The sequence below is a fragment of the Paenibacillus monticola genome (assembly GCF_009664975.1).
Classification (GTDB): domain Bacteria; phylum Bacillota; class Bacilli; order Paenibacillales; family Paenibacillaceae; genus Paenibacillus_AQ; species Paenibacillus_AQ monticola.
Genome location: NZ_WJXB01000010.1, coordinates 264,212 through 290,377 on the forward strand (window position 1 = coordinate 264,212; position 26,166 = coordinate 290,377).

A 26,166-nucleotide genomic window follows, 5' to 3' on the forward strand; every position below is an offset into this window, starting at 1 on the left:
ATACGCTTTGTTTTGTAAGCCTACACACCATCGATTTACTTCGTACAAAATTACTTCGGAAGCATACGCTTTGTTTTGTGAGCATTAACTTACTGAATTCACTTCGTACAAAACTACTTCGAAAGCATACGCTATGTTTGGTGAGCCTATTCTTAAGATGCTCCTAAACGGCGGGACAGCATCCATTCCTGCACTTCTAGCCGGCTGCCTTCCATGAAATACTGCTCCATCTCGGCAACCTGTCCCAGTCTGATAAAATGACGCGATGCAGTCAAACTTTTGGCTGCAGGCTGGGTTATAAATAAAATCTTCCCCTGGCTACGTTCGATAAAATCAAGCTCCTCGAACACATCCAGCATCATATTGAGCATACGCACACTCATGGATGACTGGCGGCTGAGTCGCAGCAGCACTTCATTCTCCGCTATTGCCACAGCAGCAATCGAGGCCAGCATTTTATATAAGGCTTTGAAATGGTCTCGCGTTGGGATTTGCAACCGTTCACGTCCATCTCTAATCGAATGCAGCAGCGCAATATTATCGGCATCTGGAAAAACCGTAAGTAACGCATCCAGCTGTTCCGGAGTTTCTGGTATATCCAGCAAACACAACAAGGAGACGGGTTCGTGCTCCGCTACTGTCTGCTCATTATTGAGCGCTGAAATCCCCATTTCCTTATCATATACCCAAAGGGACATGCCTTTCAATTCACTCTGCGGCGACATACGTCCACTCTGAAACACCGCAGCAGCACGGTAAGGACCGTTACCACTGTATGGCAGCAGTAACTCCCTAATCTGCCCCGCTTGCTCTACAGCGTCTACAGCGCCACGAAGATCGAATAGCTGTGCATCCTGCACAGCCAAATCCTGCAGCATTAGCTGCGGTTTGCGTGAGCCATTCCACTCGTTGACGGACAACTCTGCCAACACATCGACCTTTGTCCCTCCTGGAAGCAGTGCTGATAGTGCTCCTTTGCCAAAAGCGACCGACTCAATAGTGCTGTCTCCTTGCTGTAAAACAAGCTTCAGATGTTTGCCACCTTGTCCCATCGTGCGTGTCTCCTTCACCGTAACTCCGCGTACGATGAACTTCGGCAACGGATTAGCCATCCCAAAAGGAGCCAATCTCTCCAAGTCGAGAGCAGCTTGTAGTGATAACTCAGAGAGTGAAACCTCAGCGTCAGCGACTGTAACCGCCACAAAGTGCTCTGGCGTCAGTACACTGGCGGCGTATTCATTTAGTGCTGTAGCAAATGCCCCAATGGAGTCACGATGAAGACTCATGCCTGCTGCGGCCGGATGTCCACCGAAATGATCTAGCAGATCCGCGCAGGAGGACAGTGCCGCATAGATATCCAGACCGGGAATTGAGCGAGCAGAACCCTTGCACATCCCCGTTTCAGGATGAATATCAAGGATAATAACAGGCCGATAGTAACGCTCCAGCAACTTGGATGCCACAATCCCGACCACGCCCACATTCCAACCCTGATCGGCAAGAACAATGATATCAGGAAGTTCTCCTACTTCGAGTACTTTTTCCAGCTTAGCAGTAGCTTCTGTTGCAATTCTTTCGACAACCAGTTGGCGTTCTTTATTGAGTAGGTCCAGTTCTCCAGCCAGTAACTCCGCCTCTTCAGCATGCTCTGTAGTAAGCAGGGCTACTGCTCGGCCTGCATGATCCAGACGTCCACTCGCATTAATACGTGGGGCCATTCCAAAAGCTATGTTCACTGAATTGACTGTGTTCATCGTTACCCCGCTAACGCCAAGTAATGCACGTATACCAGGAAACCGCGAATTCCGCATACTTGATAATCCAATGCGCACGATTTGACGATTCTCACCCAGTAGTGGCATTAAATCTGCAACAGTACCGATAGCCGCGATCTCACTCCACTCAGCCGGAGTTTCTTCACCAAGCAGTGCCTGAGCCAGCTTGTAGGCTACTCCTACACCAGCCAAACCTTTGAATGGATAAGGGCAGCCTGGAAGCTTCGGATTAATAAGTGCATAGGCCTCAGGCAGAAGCTCCGGTGGTTCATGGTGATCCGTGACGATCACGTCGATTCCGAGTCCATTGGCATAGGCAATCTGGTGATAGGCACTGATGCCGGTATCCACTGTAATAACTAGTGAGACTCCCTGCTGCACAGCCCAATCTAACGCATGATTATGCAGTCCATAACCTTCGTTCGACCGATGCGGTATATAAATATCAAAGGACGCGCCCAAATAACGCAGCAGATAGATCATCAGCGCGGTACTGGACACACCATCGGCATCATAATCGCCATAAATAAGGATATGTTCTTCTTCCTCTAATGCCTTTCTTATTCGAGGAACGGCTTCTGACATGCCCTTTAACAGAAAAGGATCATGCTGTTCTTCCTCACCGCCATCCATGAACAGTAGCGCCTCATGAGATGTATTCAACCCTCTGTTCACCAGTAATGAGGCTAGTAATGGGGAAATAGAAAGGCTCCGGGCCAGATCCTTTACTAGTTCGGGATCGGCTGCCGGAGAATGCCAGCTTGTTTTTGAATGAAGCAATATAATTCACCTGTCTCTCACCTTACGGACTACTGAAGCAGTGTGGGAATATCATTATCCACCAGTTCATGATTGCTTTTGTATGGATATCCAGGATCATAAGGAACTACATCCATATGAACTTCACCAACATGAATGAACCTGTGCTGCAGCAACTTTATCGCACATTCCGAAATATCCTGAGCCTCCATAACCGAAGTTCGAGGATTGACACTGATCTTGACTTGCAGATTGACATAACGGCCCTGTTCCAGTGCCTTTAAGTGTTCTACACGAATTACCCCATGAACCCGTTGCACGGTTTCAATAAAGTTGGCTGCCTCTTCCGAGGGAAGTTCCTGTACCTTTTTGCCTGAGACCGAACTTACAATAAGAATATAACCTTTGCGGAGAACCAAACAACCTGCCAGTAGAGCCGCAATCGGGTCCATGTACAGCAAGGGATGCCAATCGACATAGCCACCAACCATGGAAAGGGAAATCCCCATACATACAGTAATCGAAGTATACAAGCTGAAGCGGTGACTATCTGCATAAGCAGCATGACTGCCATCGCCGATTTTTTTGAAATACCGATATTGATACTGAAATACTGCTTCTTTAAGCAAAATAGACGCTACAACTGTAATAAGTGCCAATTGGCCGGGTGTTGATAAATGTCCACTCGTTAAATCACGTATCGCGGAGAATGCAACTTGCAGACCACCCATCAGAATTAATACGGAGAAAAGAACGGCTACAATCGGTTCCTTATTCCCCCGCCGGTCACTGATCCGCTGCAGGTATTTATGCTTCTCCCCCTGTTCTGAGCGCCACGGAAGAATCTCCGACAGTTTGGCTGCGGCATCCGCTCCAGAATATAAAGCATCACCCATCAATGCCTTGCTGCCGGAAATATAACCGAAGCCTCCCTTGGCTACAGCCAGAGCAACATCGCTGACGATCCCTGTCCAGGCAACCGTCTCACTTTGCGGTGATTGTTTGTTATTCATACAGGGTCCCTCCTTACCACTAGCAAGTAATCTCATGTTAGTTACTCCAAAGATTTCGAAAGCCGCGTCGCCTTTGACGCGGCTTTTCGAAAAATATTAGAAATATACTCGTACCGATCCTTTAGATACTTACAAAAAGATAAGGTAAGCGTTTATTTGGCTGTACTACTCTTTACAGGTAATTTCTGGCGCTTCTTAAGCAGCAACCAGAGAGGACTTGCAATAAAGATAGAGGAATAGGCACCAAAGAGCAATCCGATAACCATTGCGAGCGAGAACATTTTGATCGATTCGCCGCCAAGTATCAACAGGCAGAATGCAGCGATGAATACCGTAAATGCTGTGTATAAGGATCGCATCAGGGTTTGGGCTACGCTCTTGTTGACCAAAATCTTCAGATCCTCATACGTTTTCTGTTTGCCAAAACGCAGATTCTCGCGAATACGGTCAAAGATAACAATCGTATCATTAATGGAGTACCCAATAATCGTAAGCACCGCAATAATGAAGGTCATATCCACCTCTAGCCGGAAGATTGAGAAGATCGCAACGACTATAAATGCATCATGCATCAACGCAACAATCGCACCCAAGGCGAAACGCCATTCAAAACGAATACTTACATAAGCAATAATACCCAGACAAGAAATGAGTACCGCATAAATAGCATTGCGTGCTAACTCTTTAGCCATTTCTGTGTCCACGGTATTGATCTCAAAAGATGCTTTGGCGTCCAGCTTCTTCACCGCTGTTTGCAGTGCCGCATCTTGATCACTTTCAAGCACTTCATCATATCTGATATTAACCCGCTTCTCACCAATTGTAATGCTAGGTTCACTGGATATACCCACATCACTAATGGCTGGATTAATCTGTTCCAATGTCAGATTCTTAGATAGAGATACATCGACGTTGGAACCAGCCTTAAAGTCAACGCTGTAGTTAAGTCCCATCGTAGCCAGGAAGATCAGACCGGCAACTGTAAGAGCGATGGAAAAAACATAGAAATATCTACTTAGATGTACAAAATCATACTCTTTCTTAAAGCGCACGGATGTCACTCTCCTTTACCCCAAATTGCTTGGACTTTTTCAGAATGCCGGCTTTAACCAGCACTGTCAGCATCCAATGGGCAAAATAAAGGTTTGTTGCGATACTAAGCACAATTTCCACAATCAGAATCAGTGCAAAACCCTTTACCGCACCCGTACCAAATGCAAACATTACGGCCGCTACAATAATTGTCGTTACATTCGCATCCATAACGGTACGGAAAGAGGTCTTATTTCCCGCTTTAACGGAAGACAAAATACTCTTGCCGCTGCGCATCTCTTCTCTTATTCGTTCATTCGTTATGATATTGGCATCGACCGCCATCCCTATACCGAGAATAAAGGCGGCAATACCGGGTAGGGTTAAAGTAAAGTCCGCAATAACAAATATAAGGATCAAGAGCCAGGTATGCAAGATCAGTGCGAAGCTGGCCAGAATACCAGGCAAGCGGTACATCATGATCATAAAGATCAAAATAATCAAGGAACCAATAAGACCAGCCATGATTGTTTGATCAAGAGATTTTTTACCCAATGTAGCGCCAACGCTCTGAGAATACTTCTCTGTAAGCTTCAGTGGCAATGCACCGAGGTTAATCGTATCAGCCAGTTCTCGGGCTTGATCAATAGTATAGCCTCCAGAAATTGAGGCAGCCCCATCGGTAAGCACTGCTCTGACTGTGGGGGGAGTAGACAATAATTGCTCATCCAGATAAATAGCCATTTCCTTACCAAGTAACCGCTCGGTAATTTCCGCGAATTTTTTCTTATCCTTAACCTTAATGCTAATAATCGGTTGATTCAATTTGTCACGTTCAACCTCTGCAGCATTCTCAACGAAATCACTGCCCACAAGCTCAATTTTGCTATAGGTATTAGCAGCATCGCCTTCAGCAGCACTCCGGAAAGTCAGAACTGCCGGTTCTTTCATCTTCTTGCGTACTTCAGCCTCATCGGTAACCCCCGCAATCTTCAGACGGATACGGTCAGTCCCTTCGGTAGTAACCTCTGGTTCGCTTGTTCCAAGAGCGTTAGCCCGTTTCTCAAGGCTCTCCGCTGTTTTTTGCAGCGAAGCCCGGGATAATTCTCCCCCAGTCTCCATCGGTTCAGCGTGGTACAGGATCTCAAACCCACCCTTTAAGTCAAGACCAAGCCTAACTTTGTCCAGCAGTCCAGGAGTGGTAAATACCATGACGCCTAATAAAACGACCACGGTAATTATAAAGCTCATAAGTCTCTTCATGCTCTTGCTAGTTCCCCTTTCATTACTCAATATTCCTATTATAGCCACGTGCTAAATCACCGTCAATTCGCGCAAGCATTGACAGGGCTATATTCACACAAAGAAACGGCCGGCCCTGCTCTGTTAGCAAGCCATCCGTTTTCATAGGAATTGTGAAGTTGATGTCTCCTCTACTTTACCGCTTTGCGTAGCCGTTTGCAAAAGAAAATCGTTCCTTTTATTCAGTTCAACCCCCGATAAGCGGCAATAGTCAGATAGTTCATGTAACTATTGGCCTTCAAGGAATAAATGTCATTCACCAGCTTATGTAAGGGAGGGGTGCCTTCCTTAGCGTAATTACGGCTGATACAGTCCCAAATATCCTTACCGGTTACATACTCATAGCCTAGGAGACGGAATTCCTCCGCTTTGCTGCGGCACATGGCTTCGATTTCTACGCTAAGATCGTCATGATTCCATTGTTCCGCTTCCACGTGATCACACCTCCAAAGATCGCTCATATACGCATGCTCAAAATAAGTATTCGACCCCAGTCGGCTCCTTTCCTTCTTCCGCAAACAAAAAGATGAACGCTCAGCTAGTCATGCAGTAGTACAGGTACAGCATATCCATAAGAAGAGACAAGTTTATCAGTGTTCATTTTATTTTGGGAAGAAGGAGTGCCCTTTGAGGAAGCAGCGGCTTAATTTAAGAAAACAGAGCTTTATTCAAGGAACCTTAATCTTGCTTGCCGCCGGCATCACTAATCGTATGCTGGGCTTTATTCCACGTATTGTCCTACCGCGCATTATCGGAGCGGAGGGTGTAGGCCTTTATCAGCTTGGATATCCATTTTTCCTCGTATTGGTTACCGTGATTACTGGGGGAATTCCACTCGCTATTGCCAAAATGGTAGCAGAAGCAGAAGGGGAGCAGCGCCCAGATAAGTCTCGTCGAATACTACGCACAGGACTCACCCTTAGCCTTTGTCTCGGAGTATTTTTCACTACAGTTGCTCTAATCAGCGCTTCATGGGTCTCTAATGTAATTCTAACAGATAGCCGAGTTTACTATACATTTATAGGCATGACTCCCATGATCGGGATTGTTGCAGTATCCTCAATATACCGTGGGTATTTTCAGGGCAGGCAGAATATGATTCCATCAGCGCTCTCTTCCGTTCTGGAGACGGTGATTCGGATATTCTTCATGCTGTGGTTCTCATGGCTGCTGCTTCCCAAGGGCATCGCTTATGCTGCGGCAGGGGCTATGCTTGGTGTAACCGTCGGAGAGATCGCTGGAATGGTGGTCCTATTATGGCAATATTATGTCATTGTTAAAAAAGACAATAGAGAAAGTAATTCCGCACCGGCACAGCTGGTGGGTTCCCAAGCCAAAGGCTCTCCTCAGCAATCCGGTGCAGGACATCCAACCATTCTGAGACGCTTACTAGGCATCTCCATTCCTGTTACAGCCGGTCGGCTTGTTGGCTCAATCTCTTATCTGCTGGAATCCATTATTACTGCGCGCAGCCTTGCCATTGCTGGAATAGCTACTGCAGTTGCAACTTCACAATATGGCGCTTTACAAGGAATGGTCATCCCTTTGCTGCTGCTTCCTGGTGCACTGACGTCTTCTCTTGCTGTAGCTTTGGTGCCATCATTATCAGAGGCTGCTGCACGTCGTGACTTGCCTACAATCCATAAACGGATGCACCAGGCACTCCGGCTGGCTCTTGTAACCGGTGCCCCCTTTGCAGTAGTTATGTATATTCTTGCGGTACCGTTATGCGATATCATGTACGGCAACGCAGATATTGCACCCATGCTGCGCCTCATGGCGCCATTCGCTTTATTTCTATATGTTCAAGCCCCTTTACAAGCCGCTCTTCAAGCTATGGATCGGCCGGGACGGGCATTAATAAACACCTTAATTGGAGCCGTAGTCAAAATTATTATTATTCTCGCCTTAGCCTCGCGGCCCGAGTATGGGATTTATGGCGCAATTATCGCCATTATAGTTAATAGCATCCTTGTAACCCTGCTGCACGGTTACAGTGTAGTTAAGCTGATTTCATTATCGCTGCGACTAGTAGACATAGTTAAAACAGGAGCAGCAATGATTATTATGGGTGCCGGAGTGCATTATGTATACACTGCCGTCCCTGTAGCCGATGCACACTGGATTCAATTCTTATTTGCCGCGGCTTGTGGAATGTTGTTATATTTTGGGATCAGCCTGATGGCCGGCCTTATCTCTCTGCGTGATTTTGACCGTCTGCCCTTTATAAAGCACTAGCAATCATCAAATTATCAATGATCAAGAGCGTAGTCGATCCACATAAATCATTCCCTTATGGTCAACAGAACATAGAAATACATCACGAAAATCAGACACACCCTTCTGCCGAATTTGGGTTCTTAGCCAGAATCTGGTTTTGCCGATCATTTCAAGATTATCATCCTGTACCTTTCCATCCATAATCAGTGGAATCGGAAGTCCCTCATACCTGATTTTATGCTTTGGAAGCTTAACCATCGAGGAGCTATGTTCATTAGAACTCTTTCCCAATTTATCATTTTCGGCTTCCGTGCTGCTATTCCCAGTTTGATTTGTAGACGAAACACCTTTATTTTTCTCAATAACAGTAAGCTGACCGCTCGTCTCCAGAATGGCAAACTCCACATCTGCAGGGCTGTCAATATTCTGGCCGCGCAGCTGCAGCAGCAGATCGTCTATGTTATATCGCTGTCTCCGCATTTCTTTCCGGTGGAGCTTCCCATCCGAAATGAGTACACTAGGTTTACCATCCATCATTAGCCGCACCTTCCTGCTCTTAAGACTAAGTTGGGCGACGAGCACCTGAATCAGGACAAGTGTGGCCATGGGCACGACTCCGTCATAGATAGGCCGTTCGATATCCTCAATTACAAAAACAGCAATCTCAGCAATCATGATTGAGATCGTGAGATCAAATACCGACAATTTTCCGATCTCCCTTTTCCCCATAATACGCATAGCCAGGTAAATGAAGAAATACATCAGCACGGTCAAAAAGATATGGGTAGTAATATGCTGAAACATATTGGCTTCGCTCCCCTCCTACTCTCACCCATAAGCGTTCCTCACAGGCGGATTAATGTAACCCTATTCTGACCGCTCTGCTCAGGGAACATTCGGAAACCTTCATATTAATTAATGGTAAAAGCTCAGCAATGCCTATTCTTGTACTATTGGGGCAAGCCGTCCCATACAATAAAACTAAGTCAATGATTCGAATGAAACTTATGCTATCAAAACTTTTAGGAGGTTGTACTATGTACTTAATCCGGCGAATGTTTTCTTGGAGAATAGCCAATCCTGTATTATCCGGTCTATGCCGATCTTTCCTTTGGATGCTGATGGGCGCATTGGTCCTCTCACTTTTACTCTGGGGCAGTAGTTTGAAGGAGCAGGATCTTTCAATGTATACTTATATCGTACACGGCATTTCCGCCGCTTTCGGCGGACTAACAGCGGGGCGCAGAGCCACACGTAAGGGCTGGTACCAAGGATGCCTTACAGGTGCCTTCTATGGTATTATTGTTCTTTTAATCGGATTCATGGCACTCGACAATTCTCCTACAGGTGCAGATTTGCTCTGGATTATGGCTGCTGCTGCTATTGGCGCATTTGGTGGGATGTTCGGTGTGAATCTACAAAGATCCTAAAAATTTTCAATTAAAAATAATTGAAACCATTCCTTGAAAATATGTTAAAATATTTTCATTAAACTTTTTATGAATAATCAAGGAGGCTTCGATTGCTTTGCTTTACCAATCAATGAACTATATTGTTTTGTACACCGCTCTGCTTGTTGTTTTACTGATATGGATTGGATCTCGGCGCAATCCTTTACTGGCTGTAGTTGAAATTGGAAAGGAACTTCTACACTCCTATAAATTCTTGCTGCTAATTGTTGGAACGTTCGGTGTGCTCGCTTTGAACAAATATGAGCTGCAGATCGAGAACAAAATTCATTATTCCTCCGATTTTACATCTTTTATTTTTGGGCTGGAGGGACATTTTGTCCACAACTTACAGCAATTATTCTATACTCCATGGCTGACACCAATCATTGTATTCTTTTACATTTTCATGCTTCAATCTGTGCTGGCTGCTTCCCTCGGAGTCTATGTGCTGAGTAAGAATCGATTAATGCTGTACGCGACCTGCTATGCAATTATTATCAATTATTCCCTAGCCATTCCGTTCTATCTGTATTTTCCGGTAGACGAAGTGTGGTCATATATTCCTGCAGGAGTAAGATTTACAATGCTAGATGTGTTCCCCAAGTTTGAACAGGAATATAGACCACTCTCCGGTCTTAACAACTGTTTTCCTAGTTTGCATACCTCTATTTCGGTTACAATGGCCCTCTTGGCTTACCGTTCAGGCAATCGCCGCTGGATGATCATTACGACCATTTCCGCAACCGTTATTGTATTTGGTATTTTTTATCTGGGCATTCATTGGCTGACCGATATGATTGGCGGAAGTCTACTCGCAGTCTTTGCTACCTCAATGGGGGTTCAACTGGCCAAGCTAACACTATGGAGCGGAGAAGAATCACTTTCTGTTCGAAATCGTGCAAAAGCTAATTAAAAAAAACAGCAAGCTCAGACTATTGAGGCTTGTTGTTTTTTAATTTTTGAATCTAGAGTAAAGGGCTGGCCTGACCAGCCCCTCCTCATCAAACCGTACATGAGGTTTTCCCTCATACGGCTTTCCGATGTTCGTCATTCATGGGCATACAGTTTACAATAGCGTTTCAAGTCCATACTGGACGGCAATATATCTAACCTCTGACAGTGAACCCATCCATCTTCTACGTTGTCTTTTCTTGGCATACCACCGGGTTAATCGCTGCAAAATATACCAGTCCAACTTGGCTAATCTCTTTTGGCTATAGTTCGTGTAGTAATAATTTCTCCATCCTTGGATCTTTGGATTGAGCCATTTCACCTGTTCCGCAAACGATTTCGAGCGCATGCTCGGGGGTGCCAATCTATCTTTGACCACCTCTCGAATGCGTTCCTCTGCCTTTTTCGTTAGCCACTGTTGTGTGGTGTAGTACACCTTGCCTTGGGATGTTTCTGCTTTGGTTTTCCGGTGATGCATCCCCAAGAAGTCGAATCCTTCGTCTCCGTCCATAATCCTACAATGCGGGTTTTGGTCGGGTGCAGGGTTAACTCCAAACGCTCCATAATTTTGCGTATGAGCTCATACGCATGTTCGGCGTCCTTTTTCGTTTTGCAAACCACTACAAGGTGAGTAGACCAAGGGAATCACACCCTTAGTCCCTCTCAGAACCGGACGTGAACCTCTCGGCTCATCCGGCTCCCATTATCCAGTCGCAGTCAGTATTCCCATCTGCCAATGTGCAAACAAATGAGGAAGATTCCTCGCTAGTCGTCCTAACCATCTTGTCGCTCTAGTTTTATGTCGTTCGAGCTTTTTGTATTTCCTTCTAGCCCAGTGAACAAGGGCTAGATCCATATGACGTAAGACGGGATATAGTTGCGACTTGTAGAAGTGTCCGTAGTAGTTGATCCAACCTCTTTTGACAGCATTGTACTTCCGCGACAAGTCTTCAATCTCAATGTCAGGTTTCAAATGCATTCGCCAACCTCTTATGGTCTGTCTCATTGCTTTACACGCCTTATTACTCACTGCTGGTGTGAAGTTAACGAAAAATTTCCCATACCGGTTTTTCGATCTTCTTGGACGAAAGGTGTACCCTAGAAAATCGAACTTAATCTCAGGATGATCTCCCTTTCGATCCGTATCTTTGCAGTAAACAATCTGGGTTTTCTCTGGATGCAGTTCGAGTTTGCATTGTTTGAACCGTTCCCTGAGTCGTTCTCCAGTCGTTCCGCATCCTTTTGCGTCCGACAATGGATCACTGCATCATCCGCATATCTTGCCCACGGATTATTCGGATGCTCTTTTACCATCCATTGGTCGAACGTATAGTGCATGAACAGATTAGCAAGTACTGGACTGATGACTCCGCCTTGCGGGGTGCCGGATCTTCGTTCTACTTTGTCTCCATTCTTCATTTGAAATGGAGCCGTTAACCATCTTTCAATGTAGAGGATGACCCAAGGACAATCTGTATGCTTCTTCACTGCTTTCATAAGCAACTCGTGGTCGATGTTGTCGAACAGACCTTTGATGTCAAATTCCAACACCCAGTCATATCGCCAACATCGAGTTCTTGTTACTCGAACAGCATCAATCGCCGATTTCCCAGGTCTGTACCCATAAGAGTCCGAGTGGAATATGGGTTCCACTAACGGCTCAAAGGTCAGCTTCACTGTCATTTGTGCAATGCGATCTGCGACGGTAGGGATACCTAACATCCTCACCCCACCATTCTTCTTCGGTATCTCTACCGCTTTGACTGCAGGAGGGATATAGCTTCCCGAGGACATTCGATTCCATATTTTATAGAGATTGTCTTTCAGGTTTTCTTCAAACTTCTGAATCGATTGTCCATCGACTCCGGCAGCTCCTTTGTTCGCTCTGACTAGCTTGTAAGCTTCCCATACGGTGTGCCTTGAAATTTCATACGACTTTGTTTTGTCCATTGGTTCCTCCCACTTTCGCAGTTGACGAATTTCCAAAACGGGATAACACAGCCCCTTGGCTCCGCCACCTTTTTAATGGGTTCATTGCTACTACGGGCTGTTCCGCCCCTATACTCCGCATTTGTACTTTCATCCTTGCGGGATTTCCGCTTGGATTTTTCCATTAGCATCGGAGTCGTAGGTTCCCACGTTCCGATACAGAAGCCTATGTCACGTTCACGCCACCTTCATGCCGGTCACCATCTGGTCGGTAAACAGGTTGCTTCCAGACTGATCCCAGGTTAACGACTCCCCCCTGGTTTTGATGACATTTCTACGCTTTCGACACTTTATCAGTGGTTCACTTGTGTTCGTCTCCGTGTCACATACCTGACAAGGTCTAGCCTTGCCTTTTCCTTAACGCTCACCACCATGGCTTTTGACCACAGCAGCTTAAGGTGGTTTGAAACCTCCGCCTGCACAGCGGTTTCGAGAGGCCTACTCTCATCTTCTGTCCAGCATGGCTTGGTGCTTTTAAGCACCAAGCCTTCGTGGCGCACAGTCGTCTGCATACCTCGTGAGCTCCCCTACTCCTTTTCCGTGTTTCTCCCACAATTGGTCGAAGTAATTTAGATAGAAATTCGCAAAGAGCGGTGAAATCACTCCTCCTTGCGGAGTCCCTAAATCCGAGCGTCTTACCCTTCCTTCTTCCATAACTCCCGCTTGTAGCCATTTTCGTATTAATTTCAATATCCGCCTGTCATTGATACGCATCTGCACCAACTTCATGAGCTTCTCTTGATTAATATTGTCAAAATAGCCTTGGATATCGACGTCGACTACCCAATTTCCTTTGCGGTTGCAGGCTTTACGAATACGATCCAACGCTTGTTTAGCACTTCGTTTCGGGCGAAACCCGAAGGATACTTCCTCAAAATCAGCTTCAAAGATGGGCTCAATCACTAGTTTGGTTGCCATCTGTAGGACTCGATCCCGCACAGTGGGTATACCTAATGGCCTTTGCTTGCCATCCTTCTTCGGGATATAGTGTCGCCTTACAGGTTGCGGATGATAGTTGCCTTCTTTAAGCTCTCGCTCACATGCCTTGAGAAACGGTATTTCTCCTTGTTCCTCAATATCTGCTAGCGTCACTGCATCTACTCCTGCGGCTCCTTTGTTGGCTTTCACTCGTCTCCACGCTTCACACAGTACATCCCACCGATAGATCTTGTCATACAGCGCATGGAATTTACGCTTTTTGTTCGCCTTGGCCGCATGACCTAGCTTTTCTTGGAGTTGTTGAACTTTTTCCTTGGGTGTCGTTAGCCGATTGGCATTCACTCACTCGTACCTCCTCCAAAAGCAAAAACAAAGCAGGGCTCCTTCCCTCCCTAAGGTTATGTTGTCCTTAGGTTCTTCGGTACTATGAGCCCCTCGGACTCCCTTCCCACAGACGGTTCACTTCGTCTTTTGGACTTATAGAGCGTCTCTTTACGGGTTCCTAAAAAAAAAATTCCCGTGTGGGGGAGGGTCTCCCCAGTTCACTGCATTATCTTTCAACCCATGCCGTTCCCTATACGCCGGAGGATTCTTCGCTGTTGTTCCAAGTTCTTTACAGCTTCCTTGGCCTTCGTCTATATGGACGAGACTCGGCTTCCTCTCTTCCCCTTTGCAGGGCCTTTTTGACGACGCGGCAGGATTCACTTCATGTTGCGGCCTGGGTTGTTGCTCGCCCTGTCTCCGACAGGTACTTTTGTCGATGCGCTTTTACACACAGATTTCGCCATGCGCAAGCATCCTAGCTACCAAGGTGGCTTGGCCCATCCTTGGGTTGGACTTTCACCAACTAGATAATGCGTGCCTCTGGGCACGCCGCACTAAAAAACAGACGGGTAAAGCGTTAGCTTTGCCCGTCTGTTTGACTTCTTTGGTCCATAGCTCCTTATTTTAACTGGTTATGAGCAAGCGAAAGCCACCCGACCTCCAGGCTCACTTTAGACAAGCCACGAAGCAGGAAATGTCGAAATACTCGATTGTTCTTGATTTGCCCGAAGATGCTCTCCGGTTCAATCATCCGGCGAACGGCTAGGGGCACATAGCCCGCTTCACTGCGTAACTTCTCCCGGGCTTGTTGCTTATAGCGAAGATAGGGAAGGCTGATCTGAAGGCTGCGATTCCCCTTCGCCTTTGTACGAGACGGTTTTAGCGGGCAATCTTTACAGTTGCTGCATTGATAATGACGCGTACGAATCTCATAGCCACTTTCCGTCTTTGTCTGGCTTTCAGAGCGAAAGGTCAGTGGTTGACCTGCGGTGCATCTCCATTCATCGTTTCCCTCATCGTAGATCCAGTTGTTAACTTTGCTGATGTCCTGCTTCCATTTCCTTGTCTTCTCTTTGTGGTAGGTATTGTATTTGACGATGGCCTCCATTTGCTTCTCTTCCAGATACGCGCAGTTTTCTTCCCGCCGTAGCCAGCATCTGTGATCACGACTTTGGGTTGTCTTCTCAGCAAAGCCTTGACCTTCTCCAGATGGGGCTTTAAGCAGCGGGTATCGGTTGGTCGTTGGTGAACGCTGTAACCGAGAATGAATTGATTCTCGGTTCCGATTTGGACATTGTAGCCTGGTTTGAGTTGACCGTTTCGCATATGATCTTCTTTCATTCGCATGAAGATAGCTACCGGATCCGTTTTTCTGTGGCTGTTTCGCTCACCTAGCACCTGCTGCTGATGCTCATACTTTTGCAAACGAGGCAGCAGATCCTTACGAAGCTGCCGTACCACTTTGGTTAAGGGTTTGTCCTTTGGTTTTTCCTGAAGTCTTTCTTCAATTTGTTTGACCACTATCTCCAACTTTTCACTGGTCAGTGTTGACGCTTCTCCCAGTTCAAGCAGATCGCGGCTTCCCTGCTCATGCTTCTCTTGCTTTTCGCTCTCCTCAATGGTGGCAAACAGGGTGCGTACTTTCTCCTGCAGCTTTGCTTTATGCTTGACCACCGCTTTTCCCCACACAAAGGTATAGCGATTGGCATTCGCTTCGATCTTGGTTCCATCCACAAAGTAGTGGTCCAGTTTGACGTAGTTTTCCTTGGCAAGAAACTGAAGCACCGAGGTGAATACCGTCTCCAGCACGGCTTTCATCCGCTCCGAGCGGAATCGGTTGAGGGTTCGGAAGTCGGGACTCTGCCTAGCGGCCAGCCATATGAACATGATATTTTCTCTGACGGCTTTGGCCATTTGACGAGAGGAGTAAATCCGTTAGGTATACGCGTAGATGATGACTTTGGTCAGCATTTTAGGATGATAACTGTCTCGTCCACCTCCCGGATAGGCGACGTCAAATATGTGGTTATCCAACCGATTGACGGCCTCATTTACAACACGGACCAGGTGGTTTTCCGGAATATCTTCCTCCAAATCCATTAGCAGACACAGTTGATTCATGGTATATTCAATATACAAAAGAAACTGCTCCTTTCGTGTTAAATGGTTGCTCGTTACTTCCATTTTACCAAAGAATAGTTTCTTTTTTTTCACAAAATTAAAAACAGGGGTCATCCCTGGGTTTTTATAATCCTTTTGGGACAGCCCCCTTAGTCCAGCAGCAGCTGCTTCATATAATCATACATTTCCTGCACAGTTCCTTTAAAAAAATCTCCGTTTACCCAAACCAAGTAGTTACACTCTTTATCCGGATCTAAACTAAACTCTTGTTCGGTATCGTTATCCGGTGGGTCGAGGACATCAAGAACTATATCATACTGGCTCTCCAGATTATCGAGAGCCACAGCCTCTCTGCTCACTATCATTAAGTCACAAAGATACTTACTGTAGATAAATGAAAAAAATGCAGCATCACTTACTTCTAGGGGCATATATTCGATATCCCAAATTAAATCCCCAGGATAATCAGAAATTACTTTTGAATCGAATCCATCCTGTTGAAATAAAGCTTTTAGGCTGAGTAAAAGTTTAATTTCTTTTCTTTGCAAACCCCTAAAAAGCAACACTGGTGCAGGTATATCCGCTTGCGGCTGTTGTTGCTTCAACCATTGGGCTAAATACACCTTATAAAACGCACTGCTCCAGACTTTTGTCTTAGCATTTTTAAATATTTGCTGACTATCGTGTTCAAAGTCTGGCGATACCCATGTTAAAGTATTTGTAATCAATATCTCATTGTATACTGTGCAGTTCATCAGTTCAGACGCTTTATCTTTGACTATCCAGTCCGTATTTACCGTTAAGTAAGGATTATACGTTTTGATTTTATTTCCGCTTGATAAATTATATAGCTTCTTTTTTATAGCCTCCAAATCCAAATGGAAGTTAGAGGAAAGCATACGATATACCACACCTGTAATAAAAGGAGTTGCAAAGCTGTTGAAATTTCTTGTTTCAATTACTTCTCCTGTGGCTGAGCGCAGAGAGTGTCTCCCGCTCGTAGTGATGTCAATTCCATCAGCAGGATACGGATCAAACAGAAACTGATTGGCGGGTATGCCCTCGGAACTCTTAACTCCTATAACATTCGTTAAGCAGGCAGGAACAGTGTAGCGTTCATCATTGTGGTAAGCTGCTATAAGAATCAAGCCTTGCTCCGTAACCTCGTTGACGCATGCTGTAAGTTTGTCAAAATCCATAAAAGATGTAGTACCCAGACTGAGGTTAACAATTCTGATCTCGTTTTCAGCACACCATTGAATCGCTCTGATTAATTGGTCTACTGTCCCCCCCAGCTTGTCCCGCTCTGTAAGGATCTTCACACTCGAAAAAGATACTCCGGGAGCTTGCTGCTTAATAATTCCCGCGCATACTGTTCCATGGTTTAAAGCGAATTTGTCATAGTGCTGCCTGTCAGTGATGACAAGGCTCTCACTGATTTCTTTGTTATATTCCAGCTTGCCTGTTGCAAATGTTTTTTCATTTATACCATCATCTATAATACAAACAGCTATCCTGCCTGAACGTTCAAGCCTACCTCCGCTAGCTGTTTGTTTGGTTATCAAGTTCATTGCGGATTATGACTGCGATATTATTTATTGTTTTAAACCTTCCTGTCACGATGTCCTCCTCTGGAATCGAAACCCCAAAAGACTTTTCAATTTCAAAATACAACGTAAGAAGGTGTCTTGCCCTCATATTTACACGCACATCCATAAAGCTTTGATTAAATTTGTCATTGCCCCAGCTATCCGAATCTAGCTGAAGTTTGTTCTTCAGGATTTCATCTACTACATGTGCAATCTCCGTAACCGTTACTTCCTGACTTAAAATCTCCATGTTCACATATTCTCCTTTAAGCTTTAGAAATTAAGAGCCAATTCAGCTTCAGATAATTTATCAATAATGAGATTGGCGATTTTTTCATTGTCGCCCTTTTCCATTGTATTAAATACAGGAATAGAAGTAACAAGCCTGCATTCCGCGGTGCTTTTTCTCATGAAATCCAAATTCAGTGTAAGGGTGCTGACCTGCCCGGGCTGAGAACTAACCATTTCAATCCAGTCAATTTGCCGGTTCGCGATATTAATTGCATCGATATCCAAGCCTAATTTGTACTTAATAGAATTTAAAATCCCCTCTATATACTCAGAAGTATACCTCTCATGGAATAAGCTAAGCACAGCTGTATCAGGTACAACAGCCTGAAAAATTTCATACGCCGTAATGCCGAAGTCATTAGTGATTTTATTGTTATAGCGCATGAATCCGCCCGGTACAGCGATAATAATTAAGTCCGGTTCTTCTGTAGCCTCTATATGCATGATATATTTGTTGTAGTTCAAAATTTTATCAGACTCGTTTGTTAGTTCATTCATAAATGTAGGAAAGGAATGAAAACCCATAAATTCACAATAAGGCCTTGAGCCAACAACACTCACTCTATAACCCATATCCTCAAAAGCTGCTTTTAATTCCAACTCCAACTTAAATTTATTTGTGTACTCAGCTAAACCGATAAGCGCCAGAATAGGAGTTCTACAGTCCTCAATTTCCTGAACTGATACCGCTGGCTGATAAGCCTCTTCAATATTACTTTCCCTATAGCTGGTGAATTGAACACCTTTGTGTATACATTGCTCTCGTATTGTATGAAACTGCTCAGTAATCTTCATGAGGAAAATAACATTTTTACCTGCCTCTATTGCAGCTGTAACTTTTGGCAAGATATTATTCTTAAAGCTATAAGAATTATCCGTTTCAGCAAAAATCACAGTATCGACTTCACCCAGCATTTGCTCGAACTCTTGGCTTACCGTAATACCAATGAGGTCTCCTCCATCGGTGTATGAAGCATCTTTGCCGCATAATCCCCACCCTGGCAGAGAAGATATAAAAACCTGATCATAACGTTCTCTGAATCCCTTGTCCCTTAGCATAGGGGTAAACTGCGAATCATACGGATAAATCAACACGTTTTCTTTTTTCAAAAAAGTTCCCTCCACTTTTATCAACTCATAGCCTTCTGGATCATTTCCTTTTTCAATCCACACTCTTTCAGAGTAACAACATCTTTTAGCACTTCTTCTAGATTATAGCGGACATCCTGACAGGCTTTTAACTTCGTCTCCCTGCTTAGCTTAGTCCCGTCATCAGATAAAGAAGCACATATTTTGCAATTGCGGAATGCAAAACAATCTTTACAGTTATCTTCCGTTAGCTTGCCGACATTCAGCAACTCTTCTATTTTGTCAAAGTAAAACCCTTCTTCAATGCTGCCTATTCTCATAATATCTGAGGTTTCGCTGACTCTTTCACAAGGATAAAAGAAAGCATCGGTACTCATAAACAATCGAATTTGGCCAGGCACACAAGGACCTGAGTGATGGTCGGCTTTAGCAATAGGTGCAATATTTCTATGTGATTTACTGACATAATCAAAGTGCTCACGGTATGAAGATCTGATCAGCTGTGAATTGTTAGCCTTCGAGACCTTGCCCAGTACAAACAATAAATATTTGAACCTGCTGTATTCCCATTCCCCGATAAAATTTTCACTGAATCGGACTTCTTCATTTCGGTACGCATTGGAAATAAAACTTCCGATTACAGAAGACTCGTTAAAAAATTCTTCTTCACTCCCGATAAATTCATCCAGACAACTGAATTGGGCTGTAGGATCTATGACCATTGAGAATGAGAGATTTTGTTTAATGGAGGGATACTTTTGTACAATTCTTTTTATATTGTTGTAGACTGTATTGAACGTTCCACATCCGTTAGATGCAAAGGTCCGGTTCTTATCATGAACCTCTTGAGGTCCATCCAAGCTGACTGTAATTCTAAGATTATAACCCAGCAATTTTTTTGCATTGGTTTCATTTAACAGACTGCCGTTTGTAGTTAAGCTAAAAGATACATTTTTACCTTCAGCCACTTGAATCGCATAATCCATGCATTGAATAATCAAATCTATTTCCAGAAGGGGCTCACCGCCGTAAAAGCCGATATCAATCTCCTGTGCATCCTTGGAATGTGCGATCAGAAAATCTATTCCCTTACGGGCTACAGCAAAATCCATCCTTTTGTTGTTATGTACCCGGTTAACATAAGATCCTGAATACACACAATAATTACATCTGAAATTGCAGTTTTGCGTTACTTGAAGAATAATCTTTTTTAAATTATAACCTAGCAACTCTTCCAGTATCTCACCATTGGCATGTTTAATTTCTTGTGCTCTATTCACTGACAGGTATCCCTGACTTTGCAGCTTTCTGATCACAGGTATCCCCTCTATTAATGTCGGATCTGGATCATTTAGAGCCCTGTACGTTTCCTCATCAATATTTATAATCTTATTTTTATTAACATCAAAGAAATAAAACTGGCTCATATTCTTGAAAGTATGAATTAATGGCTTTATTTCGGTCAGCAATGGAATTTCTCCTTTATTTTAGCGTAGTCAAACTTCTGCGGTATTTCAAAAAACACCGGGCTCTGGAAATAGGAAGTAGTACATTCTTTTTCTCGAGCCCGGTTTATTTAGCTTTATTTTACTTGAGCCGCTGCAACAGAAACATTCTGCATAGCAATGGCGTTATTGCCAACTCTGGTATCAGCGATAGACAGGTAGTTTGATACAAGGCAGTTGCAGGTAGGACAATAACAAGCACAAGAAAGATGACAGTCTGCATATGCCTCCACAGTATGCATATGAGAAATATTTTTTTTATACAACTTTTTCATTTCAGTTCGCCTCCTTTCGTATGTAAAAGAATATATATAAATTTCAGAATGGTATTTCACTCTGAAACATATATCAGCCTATTAATCCTCTGCACTCTAGCTCATTATCATATAATTTCTGGTAGGTGAAATTATCATTCAAGAGCTGCCTATGGCTGCCCCGCCCAACCAGCTTTCCGGAATCAATAATCAGTATCTCATCCGCATTAATGATGCTTGATAGCCTATGTGCAATAATTACAACCGTGTGGTCATCAGCTGCCAATTCTAACAGTTCCCTAACCATCTGCTGGGTTTCATTATCCAGCGACGAAGTGGCTTCATCGAAAAGAATAATTTTGGAATTCTTAAGCATCGCCCTAGCAATTGCAATCCGCTGCTTTTGCCCGCCTGACAAATTCACACCATTCTCTTCAATGACAGTGTTGTAGCCAACAGGAAGACTGCTTATGTAATCATGTATTTTGATTTTTTTGCAAATTTCAATCATTTCTTCCACAGTAGCTTTATCACTCGAAATCAACATATTTTCTGTAAATGTTGCATTAAACAAATACGGTGCTTGATGTACTACCGCTATATGTTTGCGTAACGTTTCTTCTGTGAATTTATTAATATTTATTCCATCAATCTCAATTCGCCCTTTATCAGCCTCATAAAAATGAAGCAGCAAATTGAATATTGTAGATTTCCCTCCGCCGCTGCTCCCCACAATCGCTGTTGTGGAATTTTTGGCAATGCTAAAGCTCAAATCGTCTAGAATCCGTATATTTTCCTGATACCCGAAAGAGACATTGCAAAAATGGATTTCTCCTTCAATCTCTTCTTTTAGTACATTTCCAAACCGTTCTCTCTTGTAACCAAATTCATCAAGCAGACTAAATATTCTTACAAGTGACGTTAGCGCATTTTGGACAGTACTGCTGATTTGCGTAATATTCATTAATGAACCACTCAACTGGCCGGTATAGGATGAAAACGCAATGAAGTATTCAATATTCAAATCTCCTTTATAAATGAGGTACCCGGCCAACGCCATAACTCCAATATTGGAGATAAAAGAAGATATTTGCGACAATGATCTGGCTACAGTACTCGTAACATTAATGTTTATATTTTTTTCTTTTAGAGATAACGCAAGATTAAGAAACTGGATTGTTCTCTGTCCCTTGATTCCCAAACTCTTGATTTCCCTAATTCCGGCAATGGATTGTTGGAGATTGCTAAAGTAGATGTCATTAAGCCTAGCCAGACTTTCACTTTTTTTCCGTATTTTCTTGCCCGTGATAGTAAAAATGAAAAATGTAATTGGAAAGCTAAGTAAAATCACCAAGGAAAGCGGAATGCTGATGCGAAACACGATGACACATATGATGACAACTCTCAGGATGTCAATGATCGTACTGATAAATTGGTTAGTTAAGATACTGGCGACAGTCGCAGTATCGTTTTGAAGGCGCGATATCATTTCACCGATCTTCATATGGTCATACACCTTAACAGGAAGTGTAGTAATCTTTTGAAACATATCTTTTTTCAAGTCATATATGATATTTTCACTTAGTGAAGAAAATAGGTAAGATTGAAAGAAACTGAATACTGTGAGGACTAACTCGGTTACAAACAGATAGATCAACATCAGGCTCATTTCATGAAATTCTCTGGCGAACAACAGGGCGATAACTTTTCCTAGGATTAAAGGTTGTACAACTTGCAGAATTAGACCAAAGACTATGCAAACAAACGTAACAATAACCCTGAATTTATACGGGAACATATACTTGAAACATCTTTTGAGCAGATTACAATCTTCTTTGCTTAGAATAGATTTCATTTGATAAATCCTCTACTAGTAAATTAAACAACCAAAATTTGTATTTTCTCACTTTCTCACCTCATTTTAAATCTACAATTTGGTTTTGTAAACATATTTTTACTTTATTAAAATTTTCATCTATTAAATACTTAATATTACAAATTTAAACTCAATATTTTTGTTTCATGACTGCTACGGTGCCTATTTCAAGCCAGAGATATTTGCCTTTGAACACGCACTGTGCAATGCCTACCTGATGCGGGAATGTAAAGGGATTACCTTATACGATGAGCAGACGTGGGCGAGCGAGATGCTGGTGCTACTCCAGGAAAGCTGGGGGGAGGTGAAGGCCGTTCGCATGATTGAAGGCCAACTGAGCGAAGAAGCGATCCAGCGGATGGAACAGCGCTACGATGAGATTCTGGAGAAGAGCCAGAAGGAAGTAGCGAGCGTTCCGATCCCCGCCAAGACGGGTTCACGGGGACGCAAAAGCAAGAGCAAAGCCAGCAATCTGGCTGCCCGCTTCGCTACTCACAAGGAAGCAATATTGAAGTTCCTGCACCGCCCTGCAGTCCCCTTTGACAACAACCAGACCGAGCGCGATTTACGCATGGTGGTCGTCAAACAAAAATCTCCGGCTGCTTCCGGACCCCCGACTTTCACGATTGGTTTGCTGCCATCCGCAGTTTTATCTCCACTTTGATTAAGCAAAGACACCCCGTTCTGGCTAGCTTTATGCTGGCTTCTTCCGGCTCATTTTCTTTTACACCTGTTGAGGGTCCTAAGTAGTAACCATTTATCATTTTAAATCTAACTGCCCTTTTCTATTGATCTCTATGCCGATAAATAATGAAAGAAAACAAAAGAAGTGTCGACCCTGAACTGTGACCCGATTTGAGGATGATTTAAAAGAATACCCCCTCGACATAGCCCGCAAGGAGATGACTTCTAAATTTGGTCAAGAGTCATTTTTTAATGTCTATTGATATCGCTTGGAGTTATAGTAGGCTATAGAGCCTTCACTTTCGTAAGAGTCTGACAATCTCGAACGCTCATTTCATCCTTCATGTGCCCAAAAAATGACTCCTTCGATGCAATGTCCCAGCAGTTCCCTTTGCGGGACACGGATTGTTGAAAACCTGCCTCTTGGATTTGAAGCCGAGTTTTAGGATGAGTGTAGTGCATGCATTGATCAGAGCAAAAGATGGCTTCTGGATGAAGGCTTCCATCAAGCTGTGCCAGTAGACGCCGAATGGTTATTTCAACAATTGATAACTCCATTGTTCCTGCCACACAGTCGGCAAGAATTTGTCGGTTTGCTTCATCTTTTATGCAGAAAGATAAGCCCACTGTCCGTTTCCGTAGCGTAGATACGTGATATCGGTTAGAATGACTTTCTCCGGCGCTTTCTGGTCAAATTGGCGTTCAGTAAGTTTGCGCAGGTCTGATGCTCCTGAGTAGCTTTCACAATCTTATGGTATGGATTAGCTTCCGTATGGCCATGACAAGGTTAAACTTACCTATTCGATGGATCTTCTTGTGGTTCATGATGACCGCTGAGATGCTCAAAACGCATCTTACCATAGCGCCATCCTTTCTTTGTAAGGCGTCGAAGTGTCTTAATAAGAACATGTGCGAAGAGGCGCTTTTGCTCGGAGCCAAGTCACAGTAATAGCCACTAGTACTCACTGTGGCGACTCAACATTGATAATGAGTCATTCGGTGTATTCCATGGGCTCGCTGTGTGTGATAAATGATTTCGTAGCGCTCTGAAAGCGTTAGGGCTTTTCTTTGTTCCGTTCGAGCGCTTCGAGCTTTCTCTGAAAATCGACCTCAGCTTCTAGTAACTTGATCTTTGCCTTTGCACACTTTAGTTCTTCGTCAGCAGACAAAAGACTTACGGACTTTCGCCCGACACTACTTTTACCCCGGCGTTCTTCCAGTATTCCCATTTCACCTTGTTTGGCATAGCTATCTCACCAGCGTTTTACGCTATGCTCTGTTTTTTTAGAACTGATGAGATCCAGGTCAAATCCAGCCCTAAGAAATATTTTTGACTGAGGTTCCCCCTTCGTTCTAGACCCTCACTGCCATATCCCACTTTTTTACCAATATTCTGATTAAAATACAAAAGACCCACAAGAAGATCACTTTTTTAGAGTGTCTTTCTTGTGGGTCACAGTTCGGCCTTTTATAGGCCACCACTTCTTTTGTAATAACTTTTTAAAAAACTACTCTTTGTCTTCCTTTTCAACAATAGAGTGGCTGATTGAACCACGATCAAAGGTAAGCTTGGTCACATCATTAACCCGAAGCACTACGATATCATCGGAAATCTCCAAAATCGTGCCGTGAAGTCCACCAATTGTGACTACCTTAGCACCTTTTGACAAAGATTTTAACATCCCGTTGCGCGCTTTTGTTTTCTTCTGTTGCGGACGAATCAGCAAGAAGTAAAATACCACAAACATAAGTACAAACGGACCTACTAAACTAAGTATATTACCCCCGCCTGAAGCTGCTGCATATTGAAACATATTTTCCCCTCCTTTCAATTGCAATAAAGCACAATCCAGTACCTAGAAGCCTTTAAGATTCTCATATAAACCGTATTGTGCAAAAAACTCATCGCGAAAATCAAGCAGCCGATCTTCCATGATGGCTTTACGCACATTACGCATCAATTCCAACAGGAAGTACAAATTATGGTATGTCGTCAATCGCAATCCGAAGGTTTCGTCGGCTTTGATTAAATGGCGCAAATAAGCGCGGGAATAATTCCGGCATGTATAACAATTGCATTCCGGATCAAGTGGCCCAAAATCGCGGGCATACTGTGCGTTGCGTACAACGAGTCTTCCCTGACTGGTCATCGTCGTTCCATTGCGAGCAATACGAGTAGGTAGAACACAATCGAACATGTCTATCCCCCGAATTGACCCTTCCAGCAGCGCATCCGGTGAACCAACGCCCATTAAATAACGCGGTTTTCCTTGCGGCAACAGCGGAACCGTATAATCCAGCACATCATACATTAGCTGCTTGGACTCTCCGACGCTGAGCCCTCCAATAGCATACCCCGGGAAATCCATGGAAGTCAAATCAGCCGCGCTCTGGCGGCGCAGATCTTCATGCATGCCTCCTTGTACGATAGCGAACAAGCCTTGATCCTCAGGACGGGCATGACTTTTCAGGCAACGTTCTGCCCAACGTGATGTGCGCTCTAGTGACTTTTTCACGTAATCATACTCAGCAGGATAGGGAGGGCATTCATCGAAGGCCATCATGATATCAGAACCAAGCGCATTCTGAATTTCCATAGCCACTTCTGGAGACAGAAATTTCTTATCCCCGTTTAGATGGGAGCGAAAGTGTACACCTTCTTCAGTAATCTTACGCATATCACTAAGCGAGAATACTTGAAACCCGCCACTGTCCGTCAGGATCGGACGATCCCAGTTCATGAACTTGTGCAGTCCTCCGGCATCACGAATAATATCATGGCCCGGACGCAGAAACAGATGATACGTGTTGCTCAAAATAATATGGGCATCCATCTCTTTCAGCTCTTCGGGGCTCATAGTTTTGACTGTGGCCAACGTGCCCACAGGCATAAATGCAGGTGTCTCAATAACACCATGAGGAGTATGGACTCTACCGAGTCGGGCTCCGGATTGCTTGCACGTCTTGATGTGCTCATAAGTAATTGCTGCCATAAGTTAACC

23 protein-coding genes and 1 pseudogene are annotated in these 26,166 nt (G+C 44.1%); 5 read left to right on the forward strand and 19 right to left on the reverse strand.

All coding sequences use genetic code 11. The features are described from left to right. Positions 1–152 precede the first annotated feature (152 nt). The 5 genes from recJ to GJB61_RS22735 form a co-directional block, all read right to left on the reverse strand. Positions 153–2,555, reverse strand: coding sequence for a single-stranded-DNA-specific exonuclease RecJ (recJ, locus tag GJB61_RS22715; protein WP_154121307.1), 2,403 nt, complete (start codon positions 2,553–2,555; stop codon positions 153–155). A gap of 29 nt (positions 2,556–2,584) precedes the next feature. After that, complete coding sequence (locus tag GJB61_RS22720) at positions 2,585–3,547, reverse strand: cation diffusion facilitator family transporter (RefSeq protein ID WP_154121308.1); 963 nt, start codon at positions 3,545–3,547, stop codon at positions 2,585–2,587. Positions 3,548–3,699: 152 nt separating this feature from the next. Next, the gene (gene secF, locus GJB61_RS22725; protein ID WP_338116041.1) at positions 3,700–4,599 is read right to left on the reverse strand and encodes a protein translocase subunit SecF; all 900 of its coding nucleotides are present in this window, start codon (positions 4,597–4,599) and stop codon (positions 3,700–3,702) included. Next, positions 4,589–5,842 (reverse strand): protein translocase subunit SecD, encoded by a 1,254-nt coding sequence (gene secD / locus GJB61_RS22730; protein ID WP_154121309.1) that lies wholly within the window; start codon positions 5,840–5,842, stop codon positions 4,589–4,591. Before secD ends, secF begins: the two co-directional genes overlap by 11 nt. 221 nt (positions 5,843–6,063) lie before the next feature. After that, a complete protein-coding gene (locus tag GJB61_RS22735; RefSeq protein ID WP_275591162.1) occupies positions 6,064–6,315 on the reverse strand; it encodes a post-transcriptional regulator in 252 nt (83 codons plus the stop codon). Positions 6,316–6,508: 193 nt separating this feature from the next. Between GJB61_RS22735 and spoVB the strand changes: the two genes are divergently transcribed. Continuing rightward, positions 6,509–8,119, forward strand: a complete 1,611-nt coding sequence (gene spoVB, locus GJB61_RS22740; RefSeq protein ID WP_154121311.1) for a stage V sporulation protein B — start codon at positions 6,509–6,511, stop codon at positions 8,117–8,119. 21 nt (positions 8,120–8,140) lie between these two features. Here spoVB and GJB61_RS22745 read toward each other — a convergent pair whose 3' ends face one another. Continuing rightward, positions 8,141–8,905, reverse strand: coding sequence for a YetF domain-containing protein (locus tag GJB61_RS22745; protein ID WP_154121312.1), 765 nt, complete (start codon positions 8,903–8,905; stop codon positions 8,141–8,143). 233 nt (positions 8,906–9,138) lie between these two features. Between GJB61_RS22745 and GJB61_RS22750 the strand changes: the two genes are divergently transcribed. Further along, positions 9,139–9,531 (forward strand): TIGR04086 family membrane protein, encoded by a 393-nt coding sequence (locus GJB61_RS22750; protein ID WP_154121313.1) that lies wholly within the window; start codon positions 9,139–9,141, stop codon positions 9,529–9,531. Positions 9,532–9,643: 112 nt separating this feature from the next. Then, positions 9,644–10,465 carry a phosphatase PAP2 family protein gene (locus GJB61_RS22755; protein ID WP_154121361.1) on the forward strand — a complete coding sequence of 274 codons (822 nt, stop codon included), beginning with the start codon at positions 9,644–9,646 and terminating at the stop codon, positions 10,463–10,465. A 153-nt stretch (positions 10,466–10,618) separates the two neighbouring features. Here the strand turns inward: GJB61_RS22755 and GJB61_RS31840 are convergent, their stop codons facing one another. The 4 genes from GJB61_RS31840 to ltrA (GJB61_RS22770) all read right to left on the reverse strand — a co-directional run bounded on the left by GJB61_RS31840 (position 10,619) and on the right by ltrA (GJB61_RS22770) (position 13,773). Then, positions 10,619–10,981: a group II intron maturase-specific domain-containing protein gene (locus GJB61_RS31840; RefSeq protein WP_229522225.1), complete on the reverse strand. Its 363-nt coding sequence runs from the start codon at positions 10,979–10,981 to the stop codon at positions 10,619–10,621. A 225-nt stretch (positions 10,982–11,206) separates the two neighbouring features. Beyond that, positions 11,207–11,482 carry a group II intron maturase-specific domain-containing protein gene (locus tag GJB61_RS31845; protein ID WP_229522226.1) on the reverse strand — a complete coding sequence of 92 codons (276 nt, stop codon included), beginning with the start codon at positions 11,480–11,482 and terminating at the stop codon, positions 11,207–11,209. Between the two features lie 119 nt (positions 11,483–11,601). Continuing rightward, positions 11,602–12,453, reverse strand: a complete 852-nt coding sequence (ltrA, locus tag GJB61_RS22765) for a group II intron reverse transcriptase/maturase (RefSeq protein ID WP_229522228.1) — start codon at positions 12,451–12,453, stop codon at positions 11,602–11,604. Between the two features lie 513 nt (positions 12,454–12,966). Continuing rightward, positions 12,967–13,773, reverse strand: a complete 807-nt coding sequence (ltrA, locus tag GJB61_RS22770) for a group II intron reverse transcriptase/maturase (RefSeq protein WP_338116043.1) — start codon at positions 13,771–13,773, stop codon at positions 12,967–12,969. 366 nt (positions 13,774–14,139) lie between these two features. Here ltrA (GJB61_RS22770) and GJB61_RS22775 point away from each other — a divergent pair, with 366 nt between their 5' ends. Beyond that, entirely contained in the window at positions 14,140–14,286 is a 147-nt protein-coding gene (locus tag GJB61_RS22775) for a hypothetical protein (RefSeq protein WP_154121314.1), read from the forward strand. An 88-nt stretch (positions 14,287–14,374) separates the two neighbouring features. Here GJB61_RS22775 and GJB61_RS32420 read toward each other — a convergent pair. The 7 genes and pseudogenes from GJB61_RS32420 to GJB61_RS22810 all read right to left on the reverse strand — a co-directional run bounded on the left by GJB61_RS32420 (position 14,375) and on the right by GJB61_RS22810 (position 22,459). Then, positions 14,375–15,894, reverse strand: a pseudogene (locus tag GJB61_RS32420) (IS1182 family transposase). A gap of 131 nt (positions 15,895–16,025) precedes the next feature. Beyond that, the gene (locus GJB61_RS22785; RefSeq protein ID WP_195724433.1) at positions 16,026–17,441 is read right to left on the reverse strand and encodes a S8 family serine peptidase; all 1,416 of its coding nucleotides are present in this window, start codon (positions 17,439–17,441) and stop codon (positions 16,026–16,028) included. Next, positions 17,419–17,715, reverse strand: coding sequence for a hypothetical protein (locus GJB61_RS22790; RefSeq protein WP_154121316.1), 297 nt, complete (start codon positions 17,713–17,715; stop codon positions 17,419–17,421). Before GJB61_RS22790 ends, GJB61_RS22785 begins: the two co-directional genes overlap by 23 nt. 23 nt (positions 17,716–17,738) lie before the next feature. Continuing rightward, entirely contained in the window at positions 17,739–18,929 is a 1,191-nt protein-coding gene (locus GJB61_RS22795) for a TIGR04066 family peptide maturation system protein (RefSeq protein ID WP_195724434.1), read from the reverse strand. Next, entirely contained in the window at positions 18,887–20,314 is a 1,428-nt protein-coding gene (gene ccpM, locus GJB61_RS22800; protein ID WP_154121318.1) for a Cys-rich peptide radical SAM maturase CcpM, read from the reverse strand. The genes GJB61_RS22795 and ccpM overlap by 43 nt, the downstream gene beginning before the upstream one ends. A 113-nt stretch (positions 20,315–20,427) precedes the next feature. Further along, positions 20,428–20,625 carry a CLI_3235 family bacteriocin precursor gene (locus tag GJB61_RS22805; RefSeq protein WP_154121319.1) on the reverse strand — a complete coding sequence of 66 codons (198 nt, stop codon included), beginning with the start codon at positions 20,623–20,625 and terminating at the stop codon, positions 20,428–20,430. A gap of 73 nt (positions 20,626–20,698) precedes the next feature. Continuing rightward, positions 20,699–22,459, reverse strand: a complete 1,761-nt coding sequence (locus GJB61_RS22810; RefSeq protein WP_154121320.1) for an ABC transporter ATP-binding protein — start codon at positions 22,457–22,459, stop codon at positions 20,699–20,701. A 160-nt stretch (positions 22,460–22,619) separates the two neighbouring features. On the opposite strand from GJB61_RS22810, the gene GJB61_RS22815 reads away from it, so the two are divergent. After that, positions 22,620–23,144, forward strand: a complete 525-nt coding sequence (locus tag GJB61_RS22815) for an IS66 family transposase (RefSeq protein WP_154121321.1) — start codon at positions 22,620–22,622, stop codon at positions 23,142–23,144. A 1,528-nt stretch (positions 23,145–24,672) separates the two neighbouring features. Here GJB61_RS22815 and yajC read toward each other — a convergent pair. Both yajC and tgt read right to left on the reverse strand, forming a co-directional pair. Next, positions 24,673–24,978: a preprotein translocase subunit YajC gene (yajC, locus tag GJB61_RS22825; RefSeq protein WP_154121323.1), complete on the reverse strand. Its 306-nt coding sequence runs from the start codon at positions 24,976–24,978 to the stop codon at positions 24,673–24,675. Between the two features lie 42 nt (positions 24,979–25,020). Further along, entirely contained in the window at positions 25,021–26,157 is a 1,137-nt protein-coding gene (tgt, locus tag GJB61_RS22830; RefSeq protein ID WP_154121324.1) for a tRNA guanosine(34) transglycosylase Tgt, read from the reverse strand. Positions 26,158–26,166 lie beyond the last annotated feature (9 nt).

Coding starts and splice junctions, on each gene's coding strand:
- GJB61_RS22720 (WP_154121308.1), bottom strand. CDS start 3,547: ATGAATAACAAACAATCACCGCAAAGTGAGACGGTTGCCTGGACAGGG.
- secD (WP_154121309.1), bottom strand. CDS start 5,842: ATGAAGAGACTTATGAGCTTTATAATTACCGTGGTCGTTTTATTAGGC.
- GJB61_RS22745 (WP_154121312.1), bottom strand. CDS start 8,905: ATGTTTCAGCATATTACTACCCATATCTTTTTGACCGTGCTGATGTAT.
- GJB61_RS22750 (WP_154121313.1), top strand. CDS start 9,139: ATGTACTTAATCCGGCGAATGTTTTCTTGGAGAATAGCCAATCCTGTA.
- GJB61_RS22755 (WP_154121361.1), top strand. CDS start 9,644: ATGAACTATATTGTTTTGTACACCGCTCTGCTTGTTGTTTTACTGATA.
- GJB61_RS31840 (WP_229522225.1), bottom strand. CDS start 10,981: ATGCATCACCGGAAAACCAAAGCAGAAACATCCCAAGGCAAGGTGTAC.
- GJB61_RS31845 (WP_229522226.1), bottom strand. CDS start 11,482: ATGCATTTGAAACCTGACATTGAGATTGAAGACTTGTCGCGGAAGTAC.
- ltrA (WP_229522228.1), bottom strand. CDS start 12,453: ATGGACAAAACAAAGTCGTATGAAATTTCAAGGCACACCGTATGGGAA.
- GJB61_RS22775 (WP_154121314.1), top strand. CDS start 14,140: ATGTTGCGGCCTGGGTTGTTGCTCGCCCTGTCTCCGACAGGTACTTTT.
- GJB61_RS22790 (WP_154121316.1), bottom strand. CDS start 17,715: ATGGAGATTTTAAGTCAGGAAGTAACGGTTACGGAGATTGCACATGTA.
- GJB61_RS22805 (WP_154121319.1), bottom strand. CDS start 20,625: ATGAAAAAGTTGTATAAAAAAAATATTTCTCATATGCATACTGTGGAG.
- GJB61_RS22810 (WP_154121320.1), bottom strand. CDS start 22,459: ATGAAATCTATTCTAAGCAAAGAAGATTGTAATCTGCTCAAAAGATGT.
- yajC (WP_154121323.1), bottom strand. CDS start 24,978: ATGTTTCAATATGCAGCAGCTTCAGGCGGGGGTAATATACTTAGTTTA.
- tgt (WP_154121324.1), bottom strand. CDS start 26,157: ATGGCAGCAATTACTTATGAGCACATCAAGACGTGCAAGCAATCCGGA.